At 64.3% G+C, this 11,249-nt stretch carries 9 protein-coding genes; 4 read left to right on the forward strand and 5 right to left on the reverse strand.

Features of this window, described 5'->3' with window-relative positions; translation table 11 throughout:
* Positions 1-38: 38 nt before the first annotated feature.
* Both EK23_RS14975 and EK23_RS14980 read right to left on the reverse strand, forming a co-directional pair.
* Positions 39-407, reverse strand: coding sequence for a Rap1a/Tai family immunity protein (locus EK23_RS14975; protein ID WP_045226180.1), 369 nt, complete (start codon positions 405-407; stop codon positions 39-41).
* Between the two features lies 1 nt (position 408).
* Complete coding sequence (locus EK23_RS14980; protein ID WP_158002520.1) at positions 409-1,812, reverse strand: transglycosylase SLT domain-containing protein; 1,404 nt, start codon at positions 1,810-1,812, stop codon at positions 409-411.
* Between the two features lie 303 nt (positions 1,813-2,115).
* Between EK23_RS14980 and EK23_RS14985 the strand changes: the two genes are divergently transcribed.
* The 4 genes from EK23_RS14985 to EK23_RS15000 are packed head-to-tail and all read left to right on the forward strand — an operon-like array spanning position 2,116 to position 8,212.
* Positions 2,116-2,748: a cobalamin B12-binding domain-containing protein gene (locus EK23_RS14985; RefSeq protein WP_052808213.1), complete on the forward strand. Its 633-nt coding sequence runs from the start codon at positions 2,116-2,118 to the stop codon at positions 2,746-2,748.
* Positions 2,745-3,818 (forward strand): uroporphyrinogen decarboxylase family protein, encoded by a 1,074-nt coding sequence (locus EK23_RS14990; RefSeq protein ID WP_045226181.1) that lies wholly within the window; start codon positions 2,745-2,747, stop codon positions 3,816-3,818. Before EK23_RS14985 ends, EK23_RS14990 begins: the two co-directional genes overlap by 4 nt.
* A 9-nt stretch (positions 3,819-3,827) precedes the next feature.
* The gene (locus EK23_RS21905; protein WP_052808214.1) at positions 3,828-5,579 is read left to right on the forward strand and encodes an ATP-binding protein; all 1,752 of its coding nucleotides are present in this window, start codon (positions 3,828-3,830) and stop codon (positions 5,577-5,579) included.
* Complete coding sequence (locus tag EK23_RS15000; RefSeq protein WP_052808215.1) at positions 5,576-8,212, forward strand: two-component system response regulator; 2,637 nt, start codon at positions 5,576-5,578, stop codon at positions 8,210-8,212. Before EK23_RS21905 ends, EK23_RS15000 begins: the two co-directional genes overlap by 4 nt.
* Before the next feature lie 30 nt (positions 8,213-8,242).
* Here the strand turns inward: EK23_RS15000 and EK23_RS15005 are convergent, their stop codons facing one another.
* The 3 genes from EK23_RS15005 to EK23_RS15015 all read right to left on the reverse strand — a co-directional run.
* A complete protein-coding gene (locus EK23_RS15005; protein ID WP_052808216.1) occupies positions 8,243-8,956 on the reverse strand; it encodes a hypothetical protein in 714 nt (237 codons plus the stop codon).
* Positions 8,943-10,634, reverse strand: a complete 1,692-nt coding sequence (locus EK23_RS15010) for a putative porin (RefSeq protein WP_045226182.1) — start codon at positions 10,632-10,634, stop codon at positions 8,943-8,945. The genes EK23_RS15005 and EK23_RS15010 overlap by 14 nt, the downstream gene beginning before the upstream one ends.
* A gap of 35 nt (positions 10,635-10,669) precedes the next feature.
* The coding region (locus EK23_RS15015) for an energy transducer TonB family protein (protein WP_045226183.1) at positions 10,670-11,249 on the reverse strand (580 nt) is incomplete at its 5' end.

The raw sequence follows: 11,249 nt of genomic DNA on the forward strand, positions 1-11,249 counted from the left end.
TGGGAACGAGAGGGCAATGCGGAACGAGGGGGAACGGCTCAACGCTTGCAGGGATACTGCTCAGCAAGGGCGGCAGAGACAGTTTCCGAGGCGTGGCGTGGCAGGTTCTTGGCATGCTGGCGGGCGTACTCCGCCACCTGGGCGGCGGCCTGCTCCGCGCCCACGCCTCCAGCAAGGCAAAAGCGCGTGCCATCCAGGGCGTCCACGACTCCGGTCACATACCCCACGTATTGGCTGGTTTTGGCCATGTAGCGGATTTCGCGCCGCTCCTGATAGGCGTCGTAGTCATCCAGCCACTGGAGCAGGGTCGCAGAGTCCAGAAAAAAGGCGGCGGATGCCCCGGTGCTGGCCAGTAAGGCCGCCAACGCGAAGCAGACGCCTTGTGGACCTCGAATGCGGCGCGGCATTTCAGGTCCGCGAGATGGGGAAGATTTCCAGTTGCTGCCCAGGCTTGACCGGACTGTCCGTCTTGAGCCCGTTCCACAATGCAAGGCGGGTCTGCGGGACACCGTGGCGCTTGGCGATCACCACCAGGGTATCGCCCTTCTTCACCACGTAGTGACGCGCGGAAACCAGCTTCGCCTGAGGCATCTGGGCGACGAAGGCTTCGGCGCGGTCCAGGGGTAGCAGCAGGCTGTGGGTCGCTTTCAGCGTAGCGCCCGGCTTGAAGGCCGGATTGAAGGCGAAGAACTCCTCCGACTCCATCCCTGCCGCCGCCGGTGCCGCTTCCAGCGGCATCTCCCCGTTCACCTGCACCCGAGCCAACACTGGGAGCGCGCTGGACTTGGGCAGGCGCAGGCCATGGCGCTGCGGGTCAGCGATCAACTGGGAGAGAGCGAGAAACTTCGGAACATAGGCCATGGTCTCCGCCGGCAGGTTCAAATCCCAGAAGGCAAGGCTCTTCCCCGCCTTGCGATTGGCTTCCAGAGCGCGGTTCACCGTACCCTCGCCGGCGTTGTACGCGGCCAGAACCAGCAACCAGTCGCCGCGATACACAGACTTCAGATGCGATAGATAGGACAGGGCCGCCGACGTGGAGGCATGGACATCGAAGCGTCCGTCATAGTCGTCAGTGAGCTTGACTCCGTGCTCTTGCCCCGTCTGCGGCATGAGTTGCCAAAGCCCTCCCGCGTTCCTGGGCGATACCGCGGCGGTCTGGTAGCCGCTTTCGATCATGGGCAAGGCAACCAGATCCAGGGGCAATCCACGCCGTTCGATCTCCTCGGAGACGAAGGACAGGAAAGGCTCGGCGTTGCGCGTGAGGATGCTGAAACTGCCGGGACTGCGCTTGAAGGCGTCCACTTCCGCCTGCACCCGTTCGTGCTCCTCGCTGGCCAGCATCAAGCCGCGTCGGACCCGCTCCCAGGCCCCGCCTTTGCCGACCGCCTGCCGCGCAACCGGAGCGGCATGGCGGTATGCCAGATCCTGTTTCTTTCCGCTTAGCCAGCGTCCATGGCGGGTTTGAATCGGAACCTCGCTCGCCTGTGCACGCTCTGCCTCGGCCTGCTTGCGCGCCAGGATGCTTTCCACCACCACGATCTCCGATGGCAGGCGCAAAGTCGGCTCAACGGACAATCGGCTCAGGCTGAGCCAGTCATAATCCTTCGGGCGCTGGCGCGCCGGTGCCAGATGGCCGCCTTTGGCGTGCTGCGCGGTCTGGTGGCTGGGGGGCGTGGCATGGGGTGCATGGGCGGCACAAGCGCCCAGCATGGAAGGAAGCGCCAGCGCGGTGACCATGCGCTTCAAGCGCCCCGGGGCTCCCGCTGTGGCAGGCAAGCTATCGGCGGACGTGAGATTTCTGCGTTTTTTCATGAACCTGTACTCGGGTCCAAACAATTGCTGCGACAGTTTCGCGGATTCGCGTGGCCGGGACAAGATGCCCGAGTGAGCAATTCGCGCGTTCACCACGAGACCATCGCCCTCAAACATCCCTGCGCAAGCGCCAAAGCTGCCAGCATACGCAACAAAGCTGCATGCTTCACCTCCACGGCGCACAAGCGGCTTGGGGTCGGGACTATACTCTGGAAACGCTTCAACCCGGGCTGCCAATTCCGCTCAGCCTGAATTCGAAACCGGACGGGCTCCCACCCGGGGAGCCCATAGGAGCATCCCGGCGTGGACGATCTGCTCGGCCCTTTCCGTCAGTCTCTGGAATCCCTGGACCGCCTCGCGGCGGAATCCCTGTTCGAGCAGGCCGTGGAACGCTCATCGCCCCTGGGGGCGGTGGAAAGCCTGGTGGTGCCCGCCTTGGAGCAGATCGGCGGCGAGTGGCAATCCGGCTCCATCGCCCTGTCGCAGATCTATCTCAGCGGACGGCTGTGCGAGGAACTGGTGGAACGCGTGCTCCCTGCCAGCGACCCGGACCGCAAGCACCAACCCCGCTCAGCCATCGTCGTCCTGAGCGATTTCCACATGCTGGGGAAGCGCATCGTTTACGCATTGATGCGGGCCAGTGGTTTCGAGCTGCTGGATTACGGGCGCATGGAAGTGGACGAACTGGTGGCGCGCTGTTTGCGCGACCGTATCCGGGTCTTGCTGATCTCAGTGCTGATGCTTCCCTCCGCGCTCAAGGTGCGGGAAGTCTGCGCAGGACTGCAGGCAAGCGGCGGCGAGGTCAAGGTCATCGTCGGTGGCGCGCCTTTCCTGTTCGACCCGCAGTTGTGGCGGGAAGTCGGCGCCGACGCCATGGGCCGCAATGCTGCCGATGCCGTCACCATCGTCCGGCAATGGATGGACAACATGCCATGAACGCCGTGCCCATGAACTGCATGCAACGGACCCTGACGGCCCTGGGCCAGCGCGAACCGGACCGGGTGCCGCTGTTCCTGCTGACCGCCATGCAGGGCGCGCGGGAGCTGGGCGTCTCCATTCAGGATTACTTTTCCAGGGCGGACTGGGTCGCCGAGGGTCAGATGCGCCTGCATCGAAAGTACGGAGGCGACTGCCTGTATGCCTTCTACTATGCCTCCATCGAAACCGAGGCCTTCGGCGGCGACACGGTCTTCATCCCGGACGGGCCACCCAATTGCGGCGCTCCCATCATCAGGCGCTTCGAGGACATCGATGCCCTTCAGGTTCCCGAACTCGGCCAGTCGCCAGGCCTGTTGAGAGTGCTGCAAACCATTGATTTGCTAAAGGCCCAGGCCGCTGACACGGTCCCGATTGTGGGTGTCGCCATCTCGCCGTTTTCCCTGCCGGTCATGCAATTGGGCTTCGACAGCTATCTGGAACTGATGCACGAGCAGCCCGACCGCTTCCAGCGCCTCATGACCATCAACCAGGCCTTCACGGTGCAGTGGGCGAACGCCCAACTCAAGGCCGGCGCAACCGCCATCTGCTACTTCGATCCGGTCTCATCGCCTACCATCGTTCCGCGCGCGACCTACCTCAAGACCGGATACCCGGCCGCCAGGGCTACCCTGGCTGGCATCCATGGCCCCACCGCCACTCACCTGGCTTCAGGCCGGGCTCTGCCTATTCTGGAAGACCTCATCGCCACAGGCACCGCCGTGGTGGGCGTCAGCGCCCTGGAGGATCTCGCCGAACTGAAAGCCGCCGCGGCCGGCCGGGTGAGCCTGTTGGGCAATCTCAATGGGATCGAGATGCGCCGCTGGACGCCGGCCCAAGCTGAAATGGAAGTCAAGCGGGCCATCGCCGGGGCCGGCGTCGGCGGGGGCTTCTTGCTCAGCGACAACCACGGCGAGATCCCCTGGCAGGTGCCCGATGAAATCCTGTTCGCCATTGCGGAAGCCGCCAGAAGCTGGGGCCGCTATCCCCTGACCTGGGTTCGCGACGGGGCGGACCCGGACGCCTGTTGAGTCCCGATCATGTCCGCCAAGCTCTGTTTATTCTGCTGCGGCAACTTCCAACAGGAAGTGCGTGCCTCGGTGGAGCAGGAAGGCTGGCAAGATGTGACGGTCGCTCACCTCCCCGCCCGCTGCGGCAAGCCACCCTTGAGTTGGGAGGAAATCAGGGCGCAATTGCCCGAGGACTGCAGCCACGCGGTGATCCTCGGCCGCGCCTGCCTGAGCGATCTCGCCCAACCGCCCGCCGACGGCCCCACGCTGAAGGTGATCCGCCAGGAACAGTGCTTTTATCTGGTTGCCGCCCCCGCCCTGGTGGATGAGGCCATCGCCGGCGGCGCTTATCTGATCACGCCGGGATGGCTTTCCGACTGGCAAGGGCAACTGGCGCACATGGGATTTTCGGTCTCAACCGCCGGTGAATTCTTTCACGATTTCGCGAAGGAGCTGGTGCTGCTGGATACTGGGATCGATCCCGAGGCCATGCCGAACCTGGCACAGATGGCCCAGGTCGTCGGCCTGCCAAGCCGTCGCATCCCCGTGGGACTGGACCATGTCAGGCTGAACCTCGCCCGGGCCGTGCTGGAATGGCGGCTGCAGTTGGAGCACGAATCCTTGGAGCAGCGGGAACGGACCCACCGCCGCGAATGCGCCGACCAGATGCTGGCCATGGACCTGCTCGCCCAGATCGCCAAGGTTCAGCAGGAACCAGCGGTCATCGCAAGCATCGGCGACCTGTTCGGCATGCTGTTTGCGCCAGGGGTCTGGCACTACCTCAGGGTGGAACGCGGCCAAATGGACTCGGACCGGGAAGTGCCTCCGGAATACCTGGAACCCTTGCGCCAGTTAAGCAGCGCCTACGCCTGGACACCCTCCGGCAACGGTTTTTTCCTGCGCCTCGCCCAGGGCGAGGAAGTGCTGGGGCTGGCCGTGGTGGACCAACTCGCGTTCCCGGAATTCCGCCACCGCTATCTTAATCTGGCCCTGGCCATGACCGGCGTATTCGCCCTGGCCATCGAGAACGCCCGCAACCGCAAGCGCCTGGTGGAGGCCGAGAAGATGGGCTCCCTGGGCGTGATGGTGGCCGGTGTGGCCCATGAGATCAACACCCCGCTGGGCGTGGGCCTCACCGCCGCATCAAGCCTGCAAGACCGCTCTCAGAACCTGGCCGACCGCTTCGCCGAGCGCCGCATGACCCAGTCCGACTTGCAGAACTACCTGCAATGCGCCCTGCAGGAAGCCGGGCTGATTCGTACCAATCTGGAGCGCATCGGGCGCGTCACCGAAGCCTTTCGTCAGGTGGCGGTGGCTGGGAAATTGCCCGGCAAGCGCGGTTTCAGCCCACGCACCTGCCTGGAGGATGTCGTCTCCGGCCTGGGCGAGCGTCTGTCCATCGATCAGATCAACGTGCAGATCCACTGTCCAGATGATCTGGAAATAGAGAGCTATCCCGGTGACTGGGCCAGCATCTTCACCAATCTGATCAGTAATTCGTTGCGGCATGGCTTCAAGGAGCGGGAACATGGCTCCATCGAGATTGCCGTTGCCCGCAAGGATAACTCCTTGATGGTCGACTATTGGGACGATGGGGTCGGGCTGTCGGAGTCCGCCAAGACTCGCATCTTCGATCCTTTCTTCACCACCGACCTGCAGCGCGGCATGGGCCTGGGCATGCACCTGGTCTATAACTTGATCACGCACCGCTTCGGCGGCAGTATCGTCTGCGATCACTCGGTGAGCCGCGGCGTCCATTTCCACATCGAAACCCCGCTATGAACCCAGCCGATTTCGAAGACGACTTTGACGCCTTGTTCGCGCCCGAGCCGGCACCAGAACCCGAAGGTCCCCAGCCGGACAGCCCGCGCTGGAAGGTCATGCTGGTGGACGACGAAGCCGATATCCATGCCGTGCTGAGGCTTGCGCTGCAGGACATGGTGGTGGAAGGCCGGCCCCTGCGCCTGTTCGACGCGGGCTCCGCGGAGGAAGCCAAGGCCGTCCTCGCCGAGCACCCGGACATGGCCCTCATCCTGCTCGACGTGGTGATGGAAACCGACCAGGCCGGGCTGAACCTGGTGCGCCACATCCGCCAGCACTTGCACAACCGCAGCGTGCAGATCGTCCTCATCACCGGGCAGCCCGGCTATGCGCCACAGCGCAGCGTGGTGGCCGAGTACGAAATCGATGGCTACCGGTTGAAATCCGAACTCACCGCCGACAAGATATTCGTCTCGGTGTACGCGGCAATCCGGACTTACCAAGTCCTGTGCGAACTGAACGAGCAGCGCGAAAAGCTGGAAGCCCAGTCGCGTTCCCTGCGCGAGAAGGAGGCGCGCCTGCGCACCGTGGTCGAGACGGCGCCGGACGCCATCATCCTGGCGGATCAGGCGGCCCGCGTCATCGGCTGGAACGAGGGTGCCCAGCGCGTCTTCGGCTACTCAGCGGAAGAGATGCTCGGCGAGTCACTGACCCGACTGATCCCCGAGCGGCTGCGCGGCAGGCACCTTGCCGCGGTGATGCGCATCGGTCGCGGCAGGCCGCCCCGCTGCCAGGGACGGATCATAGAAATGGAGGGGCTGCGCCAGGACGGCAGCGAGTTCCCCGTGGAGTTGGTGCTGGGCAGTTGGAGCACGCCAACCGGCCACAATTTGAGCGCCGTGGTGCGCGACATCACCGAGCGCAAGCAGACCGAGAGCCGGCTGCGCCTGGCCGCCAGCGTGTTCGCCAACAGCTACGAAGGCATCATGATCTGCGATGCCAACAACATCATCGCCGCCGTCAATCCGGCCTTCAGCCGCATCACCGGCTACGCCCCGGACGAGGTGATCGGACACTCTCCGCGCATGCTTGCCTCGGGCCGCCACGACGCCGGGTTCTACGCCAGAATGTGGACATCCCTGCTGTACAACGATTTCTGGCAGGACGAGATCTGGAACAAGCGCAAGGAGGGCCAGATATACGCCGAACTGCTGGCGATCTCGGTGGTCAGGGATAACGCGGGACGCGTGCAGCACTACATCGGCGTGTTTTCCGATATCAGCCTCATCAAGGAGCACGAGGCGGAACTCTACCGCATCGCCAACTACGACATCCTCACCGGAGTACCCAACCGCCGGTTACTGGTGGAGCGGTTGGGGCAAGCGGTCAATCACGCCCGCAAATCCGGCAAGCCCTTCGCCATCTGCTACCTCGACCTGGACGGATTCAAGCCCATCAACGACCAGTTGGGGCATGACATGGGCGACCGCTTGCTGGTCGGCGTGGCCGAACGCATCAAGACCGTGCTGCGCTCGGCGGATACCCTGGCCCGCATCGGTGGCGACGAATTCGTCTTGCTGTTCGCCGATCTGGCGGAATCCAATGAAAGCACGCGCATCATCGAGCGCATTCAGGCGGCGCTGAGCAGCCCGTTCCAGATCAACGGCCTGCCCATCAATATCACCGCCAGTCTCGGGGTCACCCTGTTCCCGCTGGATGACGCCGACGCGGACACCCTGCTGAGGCACGCGGACCAAGCCATGTACCGCGCCAAGGAGGCCGGCAAGAACCGTTGCCATTTCTTCGATCCCAAGCAGGATCGTCTGGTGCAGACCAACCGTCTTTACCAGCAGCGCTTGCGCGAGGCCCTGGACCGGCGGGAATTCGTGCTGCACTTCCAGCCCCAGGTGGATCTGACCTCCGGCGAGGTCGTGGGCGCCGAAGCCCTGATCCGCTGGCAGCACCCCGAGCGCGGCCTGCTCGCCCCCGGCGATTTCCTGATGTATCTGGCGGGCACCGATCTGGAGTTCGCCGTCGGTGAATGGGTGATCGAGACGGTGCTGAGCCAGATTGCCATCTGGCGCGCGGCGGGGCTCAGTTTCAACGTCAGCGCCAATGTCAGCGCCAATCACTTGTTGCAGGGGGAGTTCGCCAACCGGCTGCGGGTGGCACTGGAGCGCCACCCGGACGTGCCGCCCGCCCGGCTGGAGCTGGAAATACTGGAAACCGCCAGCCTGTCCGACATGAACGCGGCGGTGAACGCGCTCATGGCCTGCCGCCAGTTGGGGGTGCGCTTCGCCCTGGACGATTTCGGCACCGGCTACTCCTCCCTCACCTATTTCCGCAACCTGCCAGTGCATGTTCTGAAAATCGACCAGAGCTTCGTCCGCGACATGCTGGAAGACCCCGACGACCTCAGCATCGTGGAAAGCGTCGTCCGCCTCGCCGGCGTGTTCAACCGGCCGGTCATCGCCGAAGGCGTGGAGACAATGGACCACGGCGCCAAGCTGCTGGAACTGGGCTGCCGTCTCGCGCAGGGCTACGGTATCGCCCGGCCCATGCCAGCGCCGCAGATTCCCGCTTGGATCGCGCAATGGCGCGATGCGCGCGCCTGGCTCCGCTTGATCGATGCGAAAGCCAAGGGCAGCCCCTGAGAGCCGTCAGCGCCCCGCACCGGGTCCACCTCATTCCTGCTCGTCCTCTTCCTCTTCGTCAGTTGCCGTTGACCCTGACGGTCCGGACTCCGCCGTCCCGGCCGGTTCGCGCCAGGGCGTCACTTCAAGATCCTCGAGCCGGTAGCCGAACTCGTCGCGGGCGTTTTCTTCGGCCACCCGGCCCAGGCCGGTTAAGGGTTCAACGGCCTTGAGGCGATCCCAGAACCCCTGTTCGCCCTGATGTTCCAATACCTTGCGATTGAGCCGGATCAGGTCGCGGTTCTTGGCGAGGCAGGCGTTGCCCCAACGGGTTCTCTCATCCACCGCGCGCAGCAGCAGCGAGTTGTCCCGCCGCCAGCGCGCCAGTTCTTCCATCAGGGCCCGGCTGCGCGCGGTGCCAGCCTGCAATCTTTCCGCATCGCTCGCGATACGCTGGCGCAGGCTCTCGTTCTCCCTGTGCTGCGCCTGCACGTGTGCTTCCAGCCGTTGGATTTGGATCTCCCGGCTTTCCGCCGCTTTCAAGCGGGCCTGCAGGTCCTGGACCTGCTGAGTGAGCGCGGCATTGGCCGCGTCCAGGGCGGTCTTGTCCTGATTCAGCTCGCGCAGCATATTCTGGGCCTTGCGCAGGGTCTGCAGCAGAGCTGCATCACCCTTGACCGGCTCGGCGGCGACACGTCCCGGTTGGCTGGCAGCGAACGCCAGCGCCGCCGACAGCAGCCAAATGAGTCGATCAGAAGCGCGCATTGAGATCCGCCAGCAGCACGTCCACATCGAAGGGCGGGCCGTCGATGGCCGCGGTGGACATCCAGCGCAAGTTCGCCCAGGTATTGCGGGCGATGCCATAGTTCACGCCCAGCGACCAGCCCTGGGCATCGGTGCCCGCCAGGTGGAAATTGGAGTCGGTGAAGGCGTCCAGCACCGAGTCGCGCTGCAGGTACTTATAGGCCATCCACACGTTCCAGTCGCCGAAGCGGTTGATCTCGGGCCGTCCCACATCCACCCGCACCTGATAGGCCTGGGTGCGGGGCTCGATATCCAGTCCCGTGCGGCTCAGGATTTCGTTCTGATCGAAGCCCAGGTTGTCGGAATAATTGGCGGTGAACATCACATGGTTGGCGCCCCAGCCGCTCCAATCCACCGTGATGATCGCGTCGATGATGTTAAAGTCCGAGGCCAGGCCCACCAGGCGCGGCTCGGTGGATGTATCCACGTCGTTGCTGATGCGCGCCACGCTATTGCCCTTGGTGAAGAACTGCGGCGCGCTCCAGTCGTTGATGCGGCTGCCCAGCGGATCGCGGCGGGCAACGATGTTGTTGTAGTCGAAATAGCCGATCGCTCCGCGTACCCGGGTGGTTCCCGAAAATACCCAGTCCACGCCGGCCTGAGCAGCCCACATCCACTTGTCGGTGGACTCCAGTTGGATCTCCTGCAGCGGAAACGCGCCCAGGGTCAGGAACACCTGATTGGGCTTGGACACGCCCATGTTGAGGGTCTGCCGACCGAATGGGTTGGGGACGTGATAGTGGGCGGGCGCGGGACCAATCGGCAGGTGCAGGGCGGCGGCGGCGCCTTCGAAGCTCAGGTCCTGATCGAACAGATTGTCGGAACTAAGCCAGGGATTGGCGAAGCGCCCACCCCAGAGATTGAGCCGTTCCCGGCCCTGCTCATCCAGCAGGTCATAGCGCATGAAGGCCCGGTCGATGGCGATTTCATATTGCTCGCCGTACTGGCCCAAGGTCTGGTTATTGGAGATGGGATTGCGGTCGTTGCTGGTCGCCAGACGCACGCCCGCCATCAGGCCATCGGTGATCTGGGTATCCAGGGCCAGGCGCCAACGCATGCGGTAGCGCTGGCGGTCGGCGGTGGTATTCAGGAAGGGATCGTCCACATGGGTGATTCCGCCCTTCTTGTTGACGAGGGGCCAGTCGAAGTAGCTGTTGGGCTGGTTGTCCGAACCGAACATGTCGCTCTCAAAGCGCAGGCGCATGTCGCCGGACAGCTTGAAACGGGTGACCCACTCCGGCAGCGCCGCGGGTATGCCCCATTTTTCCTCCTTGGCCTGGACCTTTACCTCCTTCACCACCTCATCGCGCAGGTCCTTGCGCACTTCTTGGCGGATCTCGTCCTTGACGAACTCCGGCACGTAGGTCACGCGCACATCACCGGGCTCGGGCGCCGACGCTGCGGGGGCCACAGGTGCGGCCGGCTGCGTCGACTTCGGTGCGGCGGCGGTCTGGCAGGCCGCCGCTTTGGCCTTGGCCTGGGCCACCAATTGGTCCGCCTTCTTGCGGTCGATGACGCCTTGCTGAACCAGCAGGTCGATCAAGTTCAGGGTCAGGTCGTCGCTCTCCGCGGCATAGCTCCCACCGGAAGCGATGCTCATGGCCAGTAGGGCAGCGATCGCATTACGATCTGCTTTCATCAAATTCACCCGTGCTTGGAATGCTGTAGAAGTTGTCAGGTGCGGATGCGGATCTTGACCGGCTGCGGCATGTTCGGCGGGGGCTCCTTCAGACGCAGTTGCAGGTTGGCCAAAGCCTGGCGTAACGCCTGGTCGACCTCGCCGACGCCAGTGCCGGAATTCAGTTCCGCGCGGCTGATGCGCCCGTCGGGGTCCACCCAGATGCTCGCCGTGACCGCGTAGCGCGTGCGCCGCGCTTTCTCGTCCAGGGCCCGGTGCAGCGCTTCGGCCACTTCCTGCTGCAGATGCTGGCCGTAGAAGATCACGGCGTTGCCGCCACCCCCGCCGATAAGTCCGCGGCCACCCTTCTTGCCCATCAGGCCGAAGGCATCGCCACCCGCGCCGCCCTCGGCATCCACGCCCAGGTCTTCGCTCGGAGGGGCTTCTTCCGCTTCAGGCTGCTCCGGTTCTGGCTCAGGTTCCGGCTCCTCGATCTTCTCGGGCTCACGCTCTGGCTCCGGCGGTTTTTGTTCCGGCGGCGGGGGCGGTGGTGGCGGCGGCGGCTGGATCACGGTGATCTGCTGCACCTGTTTCTTGGCCTGCGCCGGCTTCTCGAACAAGCCTTGCAGCAGGTAC

The organism is Methyloterricola oryzae (assembly GCF_000934725.1).
GTDB classification, from domain to species: Bacteria; Pseudomonadota; Gammaproteobacteria; order Methylococcales; family Methylococcaceae; genus Methyloterricola; species Methyloterricola oryzae.

Bases quoted from the DNA above. Each gene is read 5' to 3' on its own strand.
- EK23_RS15005 (WP_052808216.1), bottom strand. From the start codon at position 8,956: ATGCGCGCTTCTGATCGACTCATTTGGCTGCTGTCGGCGGCGCTGGCG.
- EK23_RS15010 (WP_045226182.1), bottom strand. From the start codon at position 10,634: ATGAAAGCAGATCGTAATGCGATCGCTGCCCTACTGGCCATGAGCATC.
- EK23_RS14975 (WP_045226180.1), bottom strand. From the start codon at position 407: ATGCCGCGCCGCATTCGAGGTCCACAAGGCGTCTGCTTCGCGTTGGCG.
- EK23_RS21905 (WP_052808214.1), top strand. From the start codon at position 3,828: ATGTCCGCCAAGCTCTGTTTATTCTGCTGCGGCAACTTCCAACAGGAA.
- EK23_RS14990 (WP_045226181.1), top strand. From the start codon at position 2,745: ATGAACGCCGTGCCCATGAACTGCATGCAACGGACCCTGACGGCCCTG.
- EK23_RS14980 (WP_158002520.1), bottom strand. From the start codon at position 1,812: ATGAAAAAACGCAGAAATCTCACGTCCGCCGATAGCTTGCCTGCCACA.
- EK23_RS15000 (WP_052808215.1), top strand. From the start codon at position 5,576: ATGAACCCAGCCGATTTCGAAGACGACTTTGACGCCTTGTTCGCGCCC.